Genomic DNA, 18,151 nt, shown 5'->3' on the forward strand with positions numbered 1-18,151 from the left:
TTATCTAGATGAAGTCCAGGAATTCGCGTAAAAAAAAGCAGGCGCAAAGCCGTTCCAATTCCGGAAGTCGATGTTCCCTTGACTGGGAGCGGGATTTTACAAAAATAGGAGGACTTGATCGTTTATCTATGGCTTTTACATATTTTTTGTTGCATTTCATTTTCCAATGAACCGTCAAAAAAAAGAAAAAAATTTTCGGCAAATCCAGTTGCATTTTTTCCAAGCATCTATTATAATAAACTTTGTCATTTGGATATGCCCTCGTGGTGTAATGGATAGCACGCAAGATTCCGGTTCTTGAAATGTGGGTTCGAGTCCTGCCGAGGGCGCTAGATCGGAGTTCGGCGCCGGATGGCGCCGGACGGGCGCAAGACGGAACGGCAAACGTCTTGCGCGGAAAAGGAATGGGGCGTTCCCGTAAGTCCTTATTCGGCTTGCGGACGCCCCGTTCTTTTTTTTGCAAAAGGCGCTTCGTTCCCCCTCCTTTTTGTTCCTGAAGGTCGATTCGGATCGTGCAAAAGACAGAGGGCGATGCCGCTTCGTTTCCACCTAGGTCCCCTTGGTTCGCCTTTGCCAAGCGGCGGAGGCAGCAGCAAGTCTTCCGCGAAGGCCGAGCCCCGCCGGAGAAGCGGATTCCCCGCCGAAAGGCGCCGGAGGCCGTCTCCCGGCCATCCCCTGTCGGCCGGGGCATTTTTTATTTGTTCAATCCCTTTCCTTCGCTTACAATAGGATCGGGGGGATCAAAATGAAACTGCAGACGGGGTTGACCCAGGAACAAAACCTACAGCTGAATATTACCCAGGAATTATTGCAAGCGATTTCTTTATTGCAATATACCTCCTTGGAGCTGGCTTCGTTTTTGGAAGAAAAAGCGGAAGAAAACCCGCTGCTGAACGTGGATATCCATTTTTTCCGGACAACGGATCCCCACGCCAAAAAATGGAACCGTTACAGGAATTACGAAAAGTCCGGCCCCCCCGTGGCGGATATCGAACAAATCCCCTTCCCCGGCTCCTGCTCCCTTGCCGATTATTTGAAAACCCAGAGCCTCCTGCTGCCCTTGGACGGGGAGGAGAGGAAGGCCCTGGACTATTTCATTCTCAACCTCGACGGGAACGGTTATCTCTCCGTCGACGTGGAAGAGGCATGCCGGCAGATCGGGGTTTCCAAGGAGGCGGGGGAAAGGGCGCTGGCCGCATTGCAGCGTTTGGATCCTCCCGGAGTCGGCGCCAGGTCGCTGCAGGAATGCCTGTTGCTGCAACTGGAAAGGTCCCCCGGGGATAACGCCTTGGCCATCACCGTGATCAAAGACTATTTTCAGCCGTTCGTCAACAGGAAGTGGCGGGAGATTTCCCGGAAATTGAACGTTTCCGCCGCCGAGATCCAGAAGGTCATGGACGGGGTGCAAAAACTGAACCCGAAACCGGGGGCCGCCTTCCTGCAGGAACGTCCCCATTACATTATTCCGGATTTTATAGTAAAATATAACGACGGAAAATGGGAAATTGAGATTGCCGAAGCCAATCTCATTGACGTGAAATTGAACCGGGACTATGTCGATGTCTTCCGCGGGAACCCGGATCCGGCGATGAAAGCCTATTTCCGGGAAAAAATGCAGCAATACCGCTGGCTGCAAAAAAGCCTGGCCCAGCGGCGGGAGACGATGATGAAAATCATCGGCGAACTGGTCAAGCTCCAGGAAAAGTTCTTTTTAGGGGAAAAAAACCAGCTCCGCCCGATGACGATGAAGGAACTCGCCGAACGGGCGGGGGTCCATGAATCGACGGTTTCCAGGGTGGTCAAGAACAAATACGTCCGCGCCCCGGGCGGAACTTTTGCCTTGAAGGACCTGTTTTCCGCAAAGCTCGCCAAAAATCGGGAAGAAATATCGGCGCAGCAAATCAAAGGCGAATTGCGGGCGATCATCGACCGGGAGGATAAAAGGCGCCCCTTGTCCGACCAGGAAATCGCGGAGATTTTTCAAAAGAAAGGCATATCCGTCTCCCGGCGGACGATCGCCAAATACCGGGAACAGATCGGCATCCCGAGTTCGAATAAAAGAAGAAGATTCGGAGCAGAATAAGGAGCGGAAAATCCGGTGGAAGTCACGTTTTACAGCCGGCCCGGCTGCCATCTGTGCGAAAGGGCGGAAACGGTTTTGCGGGAATTGACCGAAGAATTGCCGATCACCTTGAAAAAGATCAACATCGACGACAGCGATGAATGGACGGAAAAATACGGGCTGATGATCCCCGTCCTTGAGGTGGACGGACAGATCATCCTATATGGACAAATTGTGAAAGATGAAGCGAGAAACCGCTTACAACAACTCCTCTCCAATTGAAAATATGGCCCTTTCCTGCTATGATTAGAAGTGGAGATGGAAATTTTTTTTAGCGGTAATGGGACCAAAAAAGACTATTAGGGACATTTAATGACCAAATGGTTCGGTGGGATTCGCCAATGGAATCGTTGATCCAAATCCAAAAAAGATTAGTCCCCGATCTTTTGGAAACGCTGGAAAAAAGGTATCAGATCCTGCACACGATATCCTTGATGCAGCCGGTCGGCAGAAGAAGCCTGTCCGCAAGGATGGGGATGACGGAACGGGTTCTCCGCGGAGAGATCGATTTCCTGAAAGAGCAAAAATTAATCGATGTGAAGAGCAGCGGAATGACCCTGAGCCATGAAGGCAAGATTATTTTGTTCAAACTGGAAGAATTTATGCGGGAAGTGACCGGCGTCCTCGAATTGGAAACAAAGCTGAAAAGTCAGCTGAACATCAAGGATGTCGTCGTGATTTCCGGGGACAGCGACACATCTCCCTGGGTGAAATTTGAACTTGGCCGGGCGTGTGTCAAGCGGATCAAAAGCTGCCTCGCCGATCGAAACGTCATTGCCGTCATGGGAGGAACGACGATGGCGGCGGTGGCCGAAGCCTTCACCCCCGATTTTCACGACAAGGAAATCGTCTTTGTGCCGGCGAGGGGCGGTCTCGGGGAAGATGTGAAAAACCAGGCGAATACCATCGTATCCAAGATGGCGGAAAAGTCCGGCGGAAAGCACCGGGTTTTGTACGTCCCTGAACAGGTCAGCCAGGAGATTTACGAGTCGGTGATCGAGGAGCCTTCGATCAAAGAGGTTTTAACCATGATCCAATCGGCCAATATCGTCATCCACGGCATCGGGGAGGCGAAAGCCATGGCCGAAAGGAGAAGGACGGAAGCGGAGATCATGGAGAAAATCACCCGCGGAAAGGCTGTCGGCGAAGCCTTCGGGTATTATTTCAACGAAGAGGGGAAAATCGTCCACAAAGTGCGGACGATCGGCTTGCAATTGCGCGATCTGAACGCCATCCCCCACATCTTCGCCGTAGCCGGCGGTAAATCGAAGGCCAAGGCGATCAAAGCCTATATGAAAATCGCGCCTCCCAATACGGTGCTGATCACCGATGAGGCGGTCGCGAAAAGGTTATTAAAAGGTTAAAACCTTTTAAATATATCAAAAAATTTAAGGAGGAGTTTCATTATGGCAGTGAAAGTTGCAATTAACGGATTCGGACGGATTGGGCGCCTCGTGTTCCGTGCGGCTCTCGACAATCCGGAATTGGACATTGTGGCGGTCAACGACTTGACCGACGCCAAAATGCTTGCCCACCTCCTGAAATACGACTCCGTTCACGGCACCTTGGACAAGGAAGTCACCGTTGACGGCGATTCCTTCATCGTCGACGGCCATCGCGTGAAGGTTCTCGCGGAACGCGATCCGGCCCAACTGCCATGGAAAGAACTCGGCGTCGATATCGTGGTGGAATCCACCGGCCGTTTCAGAAAACGGGAAGATGCCGCCAAGCATTTGGAAGCCGGCGCGAAAAAAGTGGTGATTACCGCTCCCGCGAAGGATGAAGATATTACGATCGTCATGGGCGTCAACGAAGAAAAATACGATCCGCAAAATCACCATATCATTTCCAACGCGTCCTGCACGACCAACTGCCTGGCTCCCTTCGCAAAAGTGCTGCATGAAAAATTCGGCATTAAACGCGGCTTGATGACGACGATCCATTCTTACACGAACGACCAACAAATCCTGGATTTGCCCCATAAAGACTATCGCCGCGCCCGCGCTGCCGCCGAATCGATGATCCCGACCACGACGGGAGCCGCAAAAGCGGTCGCTTTGGTGCTGCCGGAATTGAAAGGAAAACTGAACGGCATGGCCGTTCGCGTGCCGACGCCGAACGTATCCCTCGTCGATTTGGTGGCCGAGCTCGAAAAAGAAGTCACCGTGGAAGAAGTCAACAAGGCCTTGAAAGAAGCGGCGGAAGGCGAATTGAAAGGTATCTTGGCCTACTCTGAAGAACCGCTCGTTTCCAAAGACTACAACCATACGACCGTATCTTCCACCATCGATGCCCTGTCGACGATGGTCATCGAAGGCACCATGGTCAAAGTCCTTTCTTGGTATGACAACGAATACGGCTATTCCTGCCGCGTCGTCGACCTGGCCGCTTACATCGCCAAGAAAGGTTTATAATTCGGCCGAACCCATCACCGCCTGAACAACGTTTTCCGGGGGAAGCGGGGATCTCGATTTCCCCCTTCCCCTTTTATCTTTTTTTGAACAGCCCCTGAAGGGGCCGAAAAAACCAGGGAGGTCGCCACGTATGAACAAGAAAACCGTGAGGGATATTGATGTAAAAGGGAAACGGGTATTCGTCCGCGTCGACTTCAACGTGCCGATGAAGGACGGAAAAGTGACCGATGACACGAGAATCCGCGCCGCCCTTCCGACCATCCGTTACTTGATCGAACACGGGGCGAAAGTGATCCTCGCCAGCCATCTCGGCCGGCCGAAAGGACAAGTGGTGGAAGAAATGCGCTTGACCGCCGCCGGGGAAAGACTTTCGGAGCTCCTCGGGAAAAAGGTGCTGAAAACGGACGAAGCCTTCGGGGACACGGTGAAAGCGGAGATCGAAAAAATGCAGGAAGGGGACGTGCTCCTGTTAGAAAACGTCCGCTTCTATCCCGGCGAAACGAAAAATGATCCGGAACTGGCGAAAGCCTTTGCCGAATTGGCGGATGTGTACGTCAACGACGCCTTCGGTTCCGCCCACCGGGCCCACGCTTCGACGGAAGGCATCGCCCGTCATTTGCCCGCCGTTGCCGGATTTTTGATGGAAAAAGAATTGGCGGCATTGGGCGGAGCTTTGGAAAATCCGAAACGTCCGTTTACGGCCATCATCGGCGGCGCGAAAGTGAAGGACAAGATCGGCGTCATCGATAACCTTTTGGATAAAGTGGACAATCTGATCATCGGGGGCGGACTCGCCTATACCTTCGTCAAAGCGAAGGGCTATGAAATCGGAAAATCGCTCCTCGAAGAAGACAAGATCGAATTGGCGAAAGAATTCATGAAAAAAGCGGAAGAAAAAGGCGTCAAATTTTACATGCCCGTCGACGCCGTTGTCGCCAAAGAGTTCTCCGAAAATGCCGAATCGAAAGTCGTGGATATTGACGCCATTCCGGAAGACTGGCAGGCCCTCGACATCGGCCCGAAGACGGCGAAACTTTACCGCGATGTCATCCTCCAATCGAAATTGGTCGTATGGAACGGACCGATGGGCGTCTTCGAATTCGACAAATTTGCCGAAGGGACGAAACAAGTCGCCCTGGCTTTGGCCGATGCGAAGGATGCCTTTACCGTGATCGGCGGCGGGGATTCTGCCGCAGCCGTAAAAAAATTCGGCCTGGCCGATCAAATGGGCCATGTTTCCACCGGCGGAGGCGCTTCATTGGAATTCATGGAAGGGAAAGTGCTTCCCGGGGTTGCGGCCTTGGATGACAAAGAATGAACATCTGCATAAAGGAAGAAAGATGAGCGATGCGGACTCCCTCATCTTTCTTTTTGCTAAAATAAAAATGGAAAACCAGTTTTCATTTTGAAAGGAAGATGAGGATGCGCAAACCCATTATCGCCGGCAATTGGAAGATGCATAAAACCGCCGCCGAAGCGGTGGATTTTGTCGAAAAGGTAAAGGATAAAATACCGCCCAATGATCGGGTGGACGCGGTGGTTTGCGCGCCGGCCCTGTTTCTCGACCGGCTTGTCGGCGCCGTGAAAGGATCGGAACTGGCCGTCGGCGCGCAAAACATGCATTTTCAGGATCAAGGAGCCTTTACCGGGGAAATCAGCCCCCTGGCCCTGTCCGATCTTGGCGTCCAATATGTGATCATCGGCCATTCGGAACGGAGAGAGATGTTCAACGAAACCGATGAATCGGTCAACAAAAAGATGCACGCCGCCTTTAAGCATTCGCTGGTTCCCATCGTCTGCGTCGGGGAAACCCTCGAGCAGCGGGAAAAGGGCGAAACGAAGCATGTGGTGGAAACCCAGATCAAAAAAGCCTTTGAGGGATTGAAACCGGATCAGGCGGAAAAGGCGGTCGTCGCCTACGAGCCGGTTTGGGCGATCGGGACCGGCAGATCGGCCACGGCGGAAGACGCCAATGAAGTTTGCGGATACATCCGGTCCGTGATCGCCGACATGTTCGGCAAGGAAGTCGCGGAAAAAGTCCGCATCCAGTACGGCGGAAGCGTAAAGCCGGACAATATCGGGGATTTTGTCAAACAGCCCCATATTGACGGTGCCCTTGTCGGCGGAGCCAGCCTGGATCCCCAATCATTTCTTCAATTACTGGAGGCATCGAAATGAGCAAAGCACCAACAGCCTTAATCATCCTTGACGGTTTCGGACTGAGGGATGAAGTGAAGGGGAATGCGGTCGCCCAGGCGAACAAGCCGAATTTTGACCGTTATTGGAACGAATTCCCCCATTCCACGCTGAAAGCCAGCGGGGAAGCCGTCGGTTTGCCGGAAGGCCAAATGGGGAATTCGGAAGTCGGCCATTTGAATATCGGCGCGGGAAGGATCGTTTATCAAAGCCTGACCCGGGTGGACATTGCCATCCGGACCGGGGAATTTGAAAAAAACGAAACCTTTTTGAAGGCCATTGAACATGTGAAAAAACACGGTACGAATTTGCATATTTTCGGCCTCCTTTCCGACGGAGGGGTGCATTCCCATATCAACCATCTGTTCGCCCTGCTCCGGCTGGCCCAAAAGCAAAACCTGCCGAATGTCTATGTGCATGCCTTTTTGGATGGCCGGGATGTGGGGCCGCAAACGGCGAAAACCTACATCCGGCAAACGCTGGACAAAATGAAAGAATACGGCGTCGGCCAATTCGCCACCATTTCCGGCCGGTATTATTCCATGGACCGCGACAAACGCTGGGACCGGGTGGAAAAGGCATACCGGGCCATGGTGTACGGGGAAGGCCCGAAATACCGGGATCCCTTCGCCTGCGTGGACGATTCCTATAAAAACGGCATTTACGACGAATTTGTCATCCCCTCGGTCATGGTGGACGAAAACGGGGAACCGGTGGCGACGATTAAAGACCGGGACGCGATCATCTTTTACAATTTCCGTCCCGACCGGGCCATCCAAATTTCCAACGCCTTTACCAACGAAGAGTACACCCATTTTGACCGCGGCCCGAAACATCCGAAGGATTTGTTCTTCGTCTGCCTGACCCATTTCAGCGAAACGGTGAAAGGCTACGTGGCCTTCGAACCGACCAGCCTGGATGATGTGCTGGGAGAAGTTTTATCCAAGCACGGCTTAAAGCAGCTCCGGATCGCGGAAACGGAAAAATATCCCCATGTCACCTTCTTCTTTAACGGCGGCAGCGAACAGCAATTCCCCGGGGAAGACCGGATTTTGATCAATTCCCCGAAGGTGGCCACCTACGATTTGAAGCCGGAAATGAGCGCCTATGAAGTGACCGACGCCTTGCTGAACGAATTGAAAAAAGACAAATACGATGTGATCATCTTGAACTTTGCCAACCCGGACATGGTCGGGCATTCCGGCAAACTGGAACCGACGATCAAGGCGGTGGAAGCCGTCGATGAATGCCTGGGGAAAGTCGTCGATCTCATTCTGGAAAAGGGCGGAACGGCGATCATCACCGCCGACCACGGAAACGCCGATGAAGTGGTCACATTGGACGGAAAGCCGATGACGGCCCATACGACAAACCCGGTTCCCGTCATCGTCACGAAGAAAGGGATCGAATTGCGCGATGACGGAATTTTGGGCGATCTGGCACCGACGATGCTGGATCTGCTCGGAATTGAGAAACCGGAAGCCATGACAGGAAAAAGCTTAATCAAAAAATAACTTGGAGGAGAGATCATCATGCCATTGATCAAAGAAATTTACGCCCGTGAAGTATTGGATTCCAGAGGCAACCCGACGGTGGAAGTGGAAGTTTACACGGAATCGGGAGCTTTCGGCCGCGCCCTTGTCCCGAGCGGCGCATCCACCGGGGAATATGAAGCCGTTGAACTTCGCGACGGGGACAAAAGCCGGTATTTGGGGAAAGGCGTTTTGAACGCCGTGAAAAACGTCAATGAGATCATCGCCCCGGAAATCGTCGGTTACCATGTCCTCGATCAGGTGGCCATCGACAAGGCGATGATCGAATTGGACGGCACCGAAAATAAAGGGAAATTGGGCGCCAACGCCATTTTGGGCGTATCCCTGGCCGTCGCCCGGGCCGCCGCGGATTACCTCGGCGTCGAATTGTATCAATATCTCGGCGGATTCAACGCCAAACAGCTTCCGGTGCCGATGATGAACATCCTGAACGGGGGAAAACACGCCGACAACACCGTCGACATCCAAGAATTCATGATCCTGCCGGTGGGCGCTCCCAATTTCCGCGAAGCGCTCCGCATGGGGGCGGAAATCTTCCACAGCCTGCGCGCCGTTTTGAAAGCGAAGGGCTATAACACCGCCGTCGGCGATGAAGGCGGCTTTGCCCCGAGCTTAAAATCCAACGAAGAAGCGCTGCAAACGATCATTGAAGCCATCGAAAAAGCCGGCTACAAACCGGGAGAAGAAGTGATGCTCGGGATGGACGTGGCCGCATCCGAACTGTTCAACAAAGAAGACGGCAAATACCATTTCCCGGGAGAAGGCGTCGTCCGCACATCCGCGGAAATGGTGGACTTCTACGAAGACCTGTGCAACAAATATCCGATCATTTCCATTGAAGACGGTCTCGGGGAAAACGACTGGGACGGCTTCAAGCTTCTGACCGAACGCCTGGGCAAGAAAGTGCAGCTCGTCGGGGACGACCTGTTCGTCACCAATACGAAAAAATTGGCGCAAGGGATCGAAAAGGGAATCGCCAACTCCATCCTGATCAAGGTGAACCAAATCGGCACGCTGACGGAAACTTTTGATGCCATCGAAATGGCGAAAAAGGCGGGGTATACGGCCATCGTTTCCCACCGTTCCGGCGAAACGGAAGACAGCACGATCGCCGATATCGCCGTGGCGACCAATGCCGGTCAAATCAAAACCGGCGCGCCGTCCCGCACCGACCGGGTGGCCAAATACAACCAGCTCCTCCGCATCGAAGACCAATTGGGCGACACGGCCCAATATCTGGGATTGAAAGCATTCTACAACCTGAAAAAATAATCCGGCCGTTAAAGCATCCCGTGCCGGCGGCACGGGAAGGAAAAAACGGCAGGCATACGGCACGCTTTCGGCCATCGGCCGGCGGCGTGCCGTTTTTTGCTGTCAGGCATGGGTGTAGAGCAGGCGGGAAGCTTCAGAGCACGCGTAAGCGATTCCAGGATTTGCAGGGAAAGGAACCGACGGACGGAAAAAAGGTCGATAAACTGCGAAGATTTGACCTGTGGCGGGACTGCCCTTTTAAGGTATAATGGCATTAAACAAGCTTCGACAGCTTCAACGGGGTTTCATCGGAAAATTCCCGAGGCTTTGCTCCCGGAACCTGTGCATCCCGGGGAAAACCTTCGATGGAATATCCGCCCGAACCGATGTGTTGTGAGGAGGTTATGTGATGGAATATTCACCCTTGTCGCTCTTGAAGGAGCTCAGAAAGTTCAGCTGGAAGGAGGAATCCTGGTTTTTGCCTCTCGCTTCGGCCATCGAAGGCGTAACCGCCGCGGAAGCGGCGTGGCGTCCGGACGGACATACCAACAGCATTTGGCAAATCTTGAATCATCTCAATTATTATAACGAACGCGTCCTGGAACAATTGCAAGGCAAGGAACCCGCCCCGCAGACAATCACCAATACGGAAACCTTCGGTCCTCCCGGGGATCCGGATGATCGGAAGGGATGGGAGGAGACCCTCCGCCGCACCCGGCAGATTGCCCAAGGCATCGAAGAGGCCCTGGAAAAGCTTGACGGCAAAGATTTGGAAAAGGAGGGCTTCTTAGAAAAACTCGCAGCGTGGATCATGCACGACACGTATCACACGGGACAAATCGTTTTGCTGAGGAAAATGCAAGGGACATGGCCCGCACAAAGGGAATAACCGGCAAGGAAAATATCCTTGCTTTTTTCTTTGTTAACCGGAATATAACCGGGAGTTTCCCCGATCATCAAAAAACCGATGCACCAAGAAGGAGCACACGGTCATAGGCGGAAAGCCTCCGAGGAAGGGAGACCGAGGCGGTTTCTTCCGGTGCGGGGTGACGATGAGGAGGGAATAAAATGGGGCGGAGCCAATCTTAACTTTCTTGCTCCGCCGATTTTTGATCGTGGACGGGTAAGAAAGGACGGCCTGCCGTCCGAAACCGGCGCCTTTCCAAAAAGCGGCAGGAAACCGGTCGCCCTTGTATGCGGATGAAAGGGAGAAAGGGAAAGATGCAGCCGGAAAACCGGTCACGCGAAGGACAAAAGGGAGGCAAACGGTCCCGAGTCCTGCGGGACTTGGATAAAATGTGTCAAAGGTCGTCATGCCGCCGATCGATGGCCGGACTCCTGGATGCATTCCTGTGGATTGTGCAATCCTTTGGTGTTTTACGCGCCTCCTCACCGGGCTTCGTAAAAATGCAAATAGGCGGCTTCCAAGGAAGGATGTTCATGGAGAAGTTCACCTTTCGTGCCTTCGAAAAGGAGCCGTCCCTGTTTCAGCAGACGGATGTGAAGCCGGTCCGGATCAACCGGCAAACCTTCGACTACGTCCAGCTGGTGGGTGGACAAAACGATGGCCGCCTGTTCCGTCCTGGAGAGGATGAGCCGCTTCAATTCGTAAATGGCAACCGGATCCAGCGCCGCAAAGGGCTCATCCAAAAAGATGAAATCCGCATCCAATGCCAATGCGGCAATATGGCAGACCTTTTTCTTCATCCCGTTGGACAAGGCGTAAATAAATTTATTTTTTTCTTTTTCAAGATCAAAGGCGGCGAGCAGTTCCTTCACGCGTTTCAGGGATTGCTCCCGGCAGGAACCGTACATTTTCAAAACGAAGGAAACGTATTCCATGATCGTCAGTTCCTCAAAAAGGACGGGTTTTTCCGGGGAAAAAGACATGCGGTATTTTAGCGTTTTGGCCCTCGGATTTTGTTCGTCCGTCAAGTATTTGATTTTTTGCCGTTTCAGATCGGCCTTCAGAATTTCCTTGATGAACGTCGTTTTTCCGGCGCCGTTATGCCCAAGCAGGACGTAGATTTCTCCCCTTTGAAAGCGGGTGGAGACGTGGCTCAGCGCGGTTTTCTCCCCGTAGGAGACGGACAGGTCTTCAATGGCGATTTCATTCAGCCGCATTCAAATCCTTCCCTTTTTGCCAAAATAAACCCCGATGGAACGGTTGAATAGGAGAACGATGAACGTGATGGGGAACGCAAGCAGGATGGCGGCGATGATGATATGGAAGAACCCGATTTCCACTTCGCCGCTCGGCAATAGCCGGTACAGCGGAAAGGCATCAAAGGGATAACTCTTTGCCCGTTCCACCGGCTGCCTCAAGTTCATGGAAAAAAGGACGAACGAGATCAGAAATCCGATCACCGTGTTCAGAAAAGCGATGATTACGAAAGCCCGAACGGTTTTCATCCGGTTCCCACCTTCAGTATATTTGAATTCTTGCCTGTTGCGAGGTTTGAATCATTCTCATGGAAAGGAGATCATCCTCCCGCCACCCGATGGAAAACGGTCATTCGGCGACCGCGGTCCGGCCGCCGATCCCCAAGGATCCCCTATCCCGTATCCCGCCGGTCTGGCCAACGGCTTGATAGGGAGCATCCGCCGGCGGTCAAATCCACGAAATGGCTTCCCCCGCCGGGAAATTTGCAGCCGCACACGAACCGGGAAAAAACGGAATGCAGCGCGTCTCCTCTTTTACATGAGCCCTCTCCCGCCTGTTTTCCCGATAGCCGCCGATCCTAATGGACGTTTGTGTCATCCTGGGATCCGCCGATCGTTAAAATCAGCATTCCGTACAAAACGAGGGCCGTCAGGAGAAAGACGGCGGCCCTGCCGGATACGGAACCGAGTTCCATGACCCGGCCGACATACTCTGGCCATATTCGATAGGAAGTGACCAATACAAAAAAGCTGGCGATCATTTGCAAAGCCGGTCCGAAAAATTGATGGAACCAATAATAGATGAGAACGGCGATATATAAACCAAATAAGTACGTGACAAGGGAATTGCCAATCCCCAAAGATTTGCACAAAAAGGCGAAGGATTGACCATGGAAAAGGGAAATCAGCCAAAGATAGAAAATGAAAAATATGGCGCCTGACGCAAAATAAAGCGTCAGCAGCGTCCCCGCATGGTTCAAATGGGATAGGCGGAGCAGGGCGATCCCCGGCGCCGTTTTGGCCAGATGGGCAAAAGTGAAGGCCGTTCCGCCCAAAATCAAAAAGATCAAATAAATCTCGGAAATGCTGTAAAAATTTCCGGCGATTTTCGAGACCGCAGCCATGAAAAAAACGGTGGACGCCAAAAAGATCAGATAATCCTTCATATGAATAAGGGCCAAAAAACCGTAACCGGACGGGAGTCTTTTCAGCCAATAAACCCGCCGGGCGTTTTCCGCCCACGGCTGTTCCGTTTCGCGGTCCTTGGCGTGAAGCAAAAGAAAAAGAACGAAGGCAATGAGCATCACCAAAACCGATTGCCAGGCGGGGACCCGGCGGTCCAGCCACAGCCTCCCGTACCATTGATGCAAAGGAACGCTTAATTCGCAGACGACGATTCCGAAAAACAGCCCGTATTTCATAAGCATCCGGTTTTTCGCGATCCGGAAGCGCCGCAAAAGGCGCCGGACGGCCCTTTCCCCGGAAACGGCGATGATGAAATACACCTGGGTCAAGGCCTGCCAAAACAGCAAGGAATCAAACAGCGGAATATTGTCGTAAATGGATAAAACGATGAAAAGAATTAGGATTGACAAAAGGAACGGCAGGAAAAAGGAAAAGAAATTCTTCACCGGCCGCCAATAATCCTCGGTAATGTAATGCAGCAGGGAACCTTCCGCTTCCTCCTTCGGTTTCTCTTTCGTCACGAAAAAAATGTAGGGAAAGAGGCCGCCGATCAGAAAAATATAGGATGCCTCAGGGAAAAGCCCCATTTCCATAGGGATATGGAAATCGGCCAGGAAAGGGGCCAATGCGGCAAAGAACAGGACAAAGAGAATCAGGAGAATCAGCAGGAAGAACGTTTCCGGTTTTTGATAGAGATTGATCAGCAGCCGGTTGACCGTTCTTTTGAACAATAGCCGGATGAAGAGAAGCCCTTTTTCCATGCCTTTTCCTCCGGGAAAAACGAAATGGCTTGCGAATGAATCGATGATTGGCCGTCAAAACGGGACATGCCCTTCTTCACAGACGAAAGCAAAACGGCTTGCCGTGGGTCGGCCGTGTCACCCCCGGCATCCCGGAGGTCCGGCCGGCCTGTTCAGGCAGCGGGAACTGCGGGGGAAGGGGAGACCGGGCAAATCACTTTGTTTCCTTCTATATCGGTTGGAAGGCCGGCATCTTAAAAACTTGCAGCCAATTCGGACTGCATTTCGGATCCGTTGAAAAATTCCCCTCTTTCTGCCCATCCGTTTTCGCCAGCCTGCTATATTCAGAATATTACTATATTTGATAAAAATTTACAGCAGAAATTTGCTTGAAATCTTTCGACAAACCCAGGAACGGGAGGTATCCTAGGGAAAGTGTTTCCCGTCTTTCCCGCGCATTGTCCATGATGAGGCGATCCAACTGCTCCGAACATTCAATGGATCGGTCGTTTCGGGGCGCCCCACGAAGAGACCGTCACCGAATCAGGAAAACGTGGATTCGGAAACTTCAAATCCGTCGGGAAAGCGGTTGGGGAGGATTGGGGCAGGGGCTGAAATCATATAGAATCTGCCCGGTGGGCCAGCGGGGCTAGAGAAGCGCGTTTGCATATCGGTTAAAAACGCAGGCGGGCTGGGCAAGAAAAGGAAAGGCAAAACAGGAGATTGTTGAACGGAGGAAGGGCTCCGGCGTTTCATGGCCATAGGGCTGAAAGCACACACCAAGGCAAGAACGATGATCGGACTTCGCGTCGAATCGTTCTCTGCAGGCCGCAAGCATACAACCAACAGGGCAAAAAATCGCAGGCAAAAGGCCGTCAATACCGTTATCCTGTCCCGTTTTTGCCGGGGATGTCCTTAAAGCCGGCCCGGCCGGTTTGAAACGGGAGCAGAAAAAAGCAAGGAATCCAAATTTCTGTTTCCGCTCCCATTCCCTCTTGGGCGGCGGAAGAAAATTCCGGCGATCGGAATTTCCATCAGGCATATCTGTACCGGGCCAATGTCTTCGGTCCCCATAGGAAGATGACGATCAAGGCCGCAATGGCGGCGATCGGGCCGGCGACGGCCGGATCGTAATGGGAGCCGTAGTTCGGGAACAATGCGAAGCTCACGTTGATCATCGAATGGCGGAAAGCACGCTTTTTGAAGTTGTTATACAGCCAACATCAGGACACGTGCCGCAACGGTAAACAGGCATTGCCATAGGATCCGGCATGCGGTATGGTGCGCTTGCATATAAGGGACCACATGCCAGATCCCCCACACCACCTCCATCATCAGGCTGGCGGGCAGGGGCGTTCCACCGATCCTGCATCGGATCGACGGCATATCCCAATTCACCCCGCCTCTTTGCCGATCGCGGCAATAAAAAACACGACAAAAAAGACCGGTATCATAGAAAGCGGAATTCGCCATTCGGGAAGCGCACTTCCCGCAAGGCGCAAAACGCCGTAAGACAGGAGCATGACCGCGGGCATCAGCGACAGGATGGGCGCATACCATATCCTTTTTTTGATGCCCCGATCGAGGAAAACTTTCTGAAACAGCTGCCCCCTCCAGGAGGAGCAAGGCGGAGTAGGTGCTCTTTTTCTTGGACTTTATGTCCGCATATTTTTCTTCCTTAATAAACCAGCATGAGTGCTGCGATCATCGGGCAAAAGGCCATGAACGAACTTACGGGAAGCCGGTCCGCCAAGTGTTCGGCCACGGCGCCAAACAGCCAAAAGGGGATCGAACGCGCAAAAACCAAGATGAAAAATTTTAAAGGTGCCGGACTTTTGAATGATGGACCGGCATTCATGACGCGATGCCTCCCAGGGGCGTTTTTTAAGAATTTTTCCGTCTCCGCGGCAAAGCCTGCCGGCATCCCGGCCAATTGCCGCCATTTCCCCGGCAGGCAGCGTTTCCTTCAATTCCGTCGGTACGGCGTCGCGGATGATGGCTCCGATGCCCCCACCGAATTTAAGCCGTTCTTCACCGTTTTTCCCGCGTCAACAAGACGACGCATTCCACGTGAACGGTATGGGGGAACAAGTCCACCGGCTGGATCTTCACCGGCCGGTACCCGAAGGGAACGAGTTCCTTCAAGTCTGCGGCCAAGGTATCCGGGTTGCAGGAAATGTACACGATCCGGCCGGGCGAGGAGCGGCCGATTTTCCGCATCACTTTTCCCCCGGCCCCGGAGCGGGGAGGGTCCAGCAACAGCAGATCGGGTCTTCCCAGCTTTTCGATGGCTTCATCGATTCCGTGTCTGGCGTCTTTGGCAAGGAAAAAGGCGTTTTGGATGCCGTTGTCCTCCGCGTTCCGCTTGGCCGATTGAACGGAGGTTTCCACGATTTCAATGCCCATCAGTTCCCGGGCCCGCTTGGCGAAGGGCAGGGAAAAGGTGCCGACGCCGCAAAAAAGGTCGATAACCTTTTCCGTTTCTTGGGGGCGGGCCATATCCAGGGCCAATTCCACCAGCCTTTGAGCCTGGGCCGGGTTGGTTTGGAAGAAGGTGTCAAACCAGAGCCGGTAGCGGAATCCGGCCAATTCGTCGAAAATGAAATCCCGGCCCGCCAGGATATGGGTCCGTTCGGCCCCTGTCCGGTCCGCCCAGTTCCGGTTTTCCATCCAAAGCAAACTTTTCACCTGGGGGAATTTCCCGGTGATCCGTTCCGCCAAATCATTCGCCGCCTTTTCCAGATGGCCGGCCGGCGGTTCGGTGGCAAAGAGGGCCAGCATGATCTCCCCTGTGGCGAAAGACTCCCGGACCAATACGTGCCTGAGCAACCCTTCATGGGTGTCCTTATCATATCCAGGAAGGTGATGCTCCTTGGCCCAGGCGGCCGCCTCCATCGCCGCGCCGATCATGTTTTTCCCGGCGATGAAACAGGTTTCCAGGGGGATGATCTTGCGGAAATTCCCTTGTTCATGCAGCCCTAACGAGCCGTCCGGGGCGAAGGTGAATTCCATCTTGTTGCGGTAATGCCACGGGTGTTCCATGCCGATGGTCTCTTCCACCATGTCCGGGTCGAAGCCTTGGGAGGCGAACGCCTGCTTGACCCGGTCCGTTTTCTGCTTCAATTGCCCCGAATAGTTCCAATGCTGCCAGACGCAGCCCCCGCAGCGTTCAAAATGGGGGCATAAGGGCGTCACCCTTTCGGGATGGGGTTCCAGCACCGTTTCCAGTTTCGCCTTGATCCGCTTCCGTTCCGGATGATCGGCCGAAACCCGCACCCGTTCGCCGGGAAGGGTATTCGGAACGGTTAATGTGATTTTTTTCTTTCGGCCGTCTCCCAATTCCCGCCATAGGACGGCCTGCCCCAGCCCCTTCCCGTCCAAATGCTGGATTTCCGTATCAAGGATCTTTTCCATTGATTTCTCCATCGCAAACGCCTGCCTTTGTCGAAATGGTTTTTTCTCTAAGCCGATGTTTTAACATTTATCTCCAATGGAAACGGGATATTCCTTTTTTCGCACCGCATCGATTTTCGGCCGAATGGCCGAATCAGCAGGGAAAACCGCACTTTGGCCATCAACCGTTTCCGGCTTGTCATCCGGGGATTCAAGCGCATGGGTTTTTCCGGTGTCCGCCCTTGACTTGAACGAGATATGCTTCTTTTGCGACACGGCGATGGCCCGGCTTTTCTATGGTCCGCCCATGACCGTATCACAGGGAGGGAGCTTCAGTCAATAACTTGGCGGCCCACGCCTATACCCGGCCATGGAACGGTACCTTTTTCCGGCGGAAAACACCGGCACCATCTCTATTTTAAAGAAATTTCGCCGTTTATGAAATGACTACCCCTTTTCGGTGATGGATCAAGGGGGATGGGATATTTTTCCGTTTGTTGAGCATACAAGTTTCAATCCATTTAGGCGATGGCGGGGGAAATGCTTTCCCTGCCGGAGAATAGGTCAAGCGGTTCCGTTTCTTCCGCTGCCGCATGGTTTTTGCGCATTTTTGACAAAATCACGAAATCGGAAGAGGGATTTTTTAACAAATCCATATTTTCATAGATTTATTAAGCAAAAATGGATTTACATTGGCCGTATTCGCGGTTCCGGCAGGAAGAACCGGCTTCGGTCGGGAAAAGACGTTCATGTAAAAGGCGCGGCATTGAACTGGTGCCAAAACGGCACACTACCTAGGGGGAAAGGATGAAAAAGCCATTAAAAATTTTTATTTTATTCTCATCCCCATCGGGATTTTTGCCGCCCTTCGTTTTTACTCGATCTAGACAATTACGTTTGACGATGCGAAGAAGGGGGATTTGGTCGATGGTTACGAGACGCCGAATAAAGACGATGTCGCAAAGGTCTATCAAATCTTCTACGGGGCTGCAGGAGGACAAGACGTCCTTATGGCGGTATTTTCCGTCGAAAAAAGAAAGCGAAAACCGTCTATGATGCGGAAGGGTATTCGGATTTTTCCGTGATGTGGCTGGATGACGAAACCCTTCAAATAAGAAATAGAGAATCCGGTAT

15 protein-coding genes and 1 tRNA gene are annotated in these 18,151 nt (G+C 52.8%); 10 read left to right on the top strand and 6 right to left on the bottom strand.

Going from position 1 to position 18,151, the window contains the following annotated elements:
* The first annotated feature begins 257 nt into the window (after positions 1–257).
* The 10 genes from A3EQ_RS0110290 to A3EQ_RS0110340 all read left to right on the top strand — a co-directional run bounded on the left by A3EQ_RS0110290 (position 258) and on the right by A3EQ_RS0110340 (position 10,425).
* Positions 258–329 (top strand) — tRNA-Arg (locus A3EQ_RS0110290).
* Positions 330–745: 416 nt separating this feature from the next.
* Complete coding sequence (gene rpoN, locus A3EQ_RS0110295) at positions 746–2,083, top strand: RNA polymerase factor sigma-54 (RefSeq protein ID WP_020155093.1); 1,338 nt, start codon at positions 746–748, stop codon at positions 2,081–2,083.
* A 15-nt stretch (positions 2,084–2,098) separates the two neighbouring features.
* Entirely contained in the window at positions 2,099–2,344 is a 246-nt protein-coding gene (locus A3EQ_RS0110300; protein ID WP_020155094.1) for a glutaredoxin family protein, read from the top strand.
* Positions 2,345–2,463: 119 nt separating this feature from the next.
* Complete coding sequence (locus A3EQ_RS0110305; protein WP_020155095.1) at positions 2,464–3,486, top strand: sugar-binding transcriptional regulator; 1,023 nt, start codon at positions 2,464–2,466, stop codon at positions 3,484–3,486.
* 42 nt (positions 3,487–3,528) lie between these two features.
* On the top strand, positions 3,529–4,536 hold the full coding sequence (locus tag A3EQ_RS0110310; RefSeq protein ID WP_020155096.1) for an ArsJ-associated glyceraldehyde-3-phosphate dehydrogenase: 1,008 nt from the start codon (positions 3,529–3,531) through the stop codon (positions 4,534–4,536).
* Between the two features lie 130 nt (positions 4,537–4,666).
* Positions 4,667–5,854: a phosphoglycerate kinase gene (locus tag A3EQ_RS0110315; RefSeq protein WP_020155097.1), complete on the top strand. Its 1,188-nt coding sequence runs from the start codon at positions 4,667–4,669 to the stop codon at positions 5,852–5,854.
* A 104-nt stretch (positions 5,855–5,958) separates the two neighbouring features.
* The gene (gene tpiA / locus A3EQ_RS0110325; protein ID WP_020155099.1) at positions 5,959–6,714 is read left to right on the top strand and encodes a triose-phosphate isomerase; all 756 of its coding nucleotides are present in this window, start codon (positions 5,959–5,961) and stop codon (positions 6,712–6,714) included.
* Complete coding sequence (gpmI, locus tag A3EQ_RS0110330; protein ID WP_020155100.1) at positions 6,711–8,246, top strand: 2,3-bisphosphoglycerate-independent phosphoglycerate mutase; 1,536 nt, start codon at positions 6,711–6,713, stop codon at positions 8,244–8,246. The genes tpiA and gpmI overlap by 4 nt, the downstream gene beginning before the upstream one ends.
* Before the next feature lie 18 nt (positions 8,247–8,264).
* Positions 8,265–9,557, top strand: a complete 1,293-nt coding sequence (gene eno, locus A3EQ_RS0110335) for a phosphopyruvate hydratase (RefSeq protein WP_020155101.1) — start codon at positions 8,265–8,267, stop codon at positions 9,555–9,557.
* A 388-nt stretch (positions 9,558–9,945) separates the two neighbouring features.
* Entirely contained in the window at positions 9,946–10,425 is a 480-nt protein-coding gene (locus tag A3EQ_RS0110340) for a DinB family protein (protein WP_020155102.1), read from the top strand.
* Positions 10,426–10,925: 500 nt separating this feature from the next.
* Here the strand turns inward: A3EQ_RS0110340 and A3EQ_RS20920 are convergent, their stop codons facing one another.
* The 6 genes from A3EQ_RS20920 to rlmD all read right to left on the bottom strand — a co-directional run bounded on the left by A3EQ_RS20920 (position 10,926) and on the right by rlmD (position 17,050).
* On the bottom strand, positions 10,926–11,660 hold the full coding sequence (locus tag A3EQ_RS20920; RefSeq protein WP_020155104.1) for an ABC transporter ATP-binding protein: 735 nt from the start codon (positions 11,658–11,660) through the stop codon (positions 10,926–10,928).
* On the bottom strand, positions 11,661–11,948 hold the full coding sequence (locus tag A3EQ_RS0110355; RefSeq protein WP_020155105.1) for a hypothetical protein: 288 nt from the start codon (positions 11,946–11,948) through the stop codon (positions 11,661–11,663).
* A 329-nt stretch (positions 11,949–12,277) separates the two neighbouring features.
* Positions 12,278–13,645: a hypothetical protein gene (locus tag A3EQ_RS0110360; protein WP_020155106.1), complete on the bottom strand. Its 1,368-nt coding sequence runs from the start codon at positions 13,643–13,645 to the stop codon at positions 12,278–12,280.
* A 1,013-nt stretch (positions 13,646–14,658) separates the two neighbouring features.
* Positions 14,659–14,793, bottom strand: a complete 135-nt coding sequence (locus A3EQ_RS23105; RefSeq protein WP_280510704.1) for a hypothetical protein — start codon at positions 14,791–14,793, stop codon at positions 14,659–14,661.
* 486 nt (positions 14,794–15,279) lie between these two features.
* Positions 15,280–15,594, bottom strand: coding sequence for a hypothetical protein (locus A3EQ_RS22795; RefSeq protein WP_211212063.1), 315 nt, complete (start codon positions 15,592–15,594; stop codon positions 15,280–15,282).
* A gap of 61 nt (positions 15,595–15,655) precedes the next feature.
* Positions 15,656–17,050, bottom strand: coding sequence for a 23S rRNA (uracil(1939)-C(5))-methyltransferase RlmD (gene rlmD, locus A3EQ_RS0110395; protein WP_020155113.1), 1,395 nt, complete (start codon positions 17,048–17,050; stop codon positions 15,656–15,658).
* Between the last annotated feature and the right edge of the window lie 1,101 nt (positions 17,051–18,151).

It is taken from the genome of Caldibacillus debilis DSM 16016 (genome assembly GCF_000383875.1).
GTDB lineage: Bacteria > Bacillota > Bacilli > Bacillales > Caldibacillaceae > Caldibacillus > Caldibacillus debilis.

What these genes read in the sequence shown, in the direction of transcription:
- rpoN (WP_020155093.1), top strand. Translation starts at nt 746, where the DNA reads ATGAAACTGCAGACGGGGTTGACCCAGGAACAAAACCTACAGCTGAAT.
- A3EQ_RS0110305 (WP_020155095.1), top strand. Translation starts at nt 2,464, where the DNA reads ATGGAATCGTTGATCCAAATCCAAAAAAGATTAGTCCCCGATCTTTTG.
- A3EQ_RS0110310 (WP_020155096.1), top strand. Translation starts at nt 3,529, where the DNA reads ATGGCAGTGAAAGTTGCAATTAACGGATTCGGACGGATTGGGCGCCTC.
- A3EQ_RS0110315 (WP_020155097.1), top strand. Translation starts at nt 4,667, where the DNA reads ATGAACAAGAAAACCGTGAGGGATATTGATGTAAAAGGGAAACGGGTA.
- tpiA (WP_020155099.1), top strand. Translation starts at nt 5,959, where the DNA reads ATGCGCAAACCCATTATCGCCGGCAATTGGAAGATGCATAAAACCGCC.
- gpmI (WP_020155100.1), top strand. Translation starts at nt 6,711, where the DNA reads ATGAGCAAAGCACCAACAGCCTTAATCATCCTTGACGGTTTCGGACTG.
- eno (WP_020155101.1), top strand. Translation starts at nt 8,265, where the DNA reads ATGCCATTGATCAAAGAAATTTACGCCCGTGAAGTATTGGATTCCAGA.
- A3EQ_RS0110340 (WP_020155102.1), top strand. Translation starts at nt 9,946, where the DNA reads ATGGAATATTCACCCTTGTCGCTCTTGAAGGAGCTCAGAAAGTTCAGC.
- A3EQ_RS20920 (WP_020155104.1), bottom strand. Translation starts at nt 11,660, where the DNA reads ATGCGGCTGAATGAAATCGCCATTGAAGACCTGTCCGTCTCCTACGGG.
- A3EQ_RS0110355 (WP_020155105.1), bottom strand. Translation starts at nt 11,948, where the DNA reads ATGAAAACCGTTCGGGCTTTCGTAATCATCGCTTTTCTGAACACGGTG.
- A3EQ_RS0110360 (WP_020155106.1), bottom strand. Translation starts at nt 13,645, where the DNA reads ATGGAAAAAGGGCTTCTCTTCATCCGGCTATTGTTCAAAAGAACGGTC.
- rlmD (WP_020155113.1), bottom strand. Translation starts at nt 17,050, where the DNA reads ATGGAGAAATCAATGGAAAAGATCCTTGATACGGAAATCCAGCATTTG.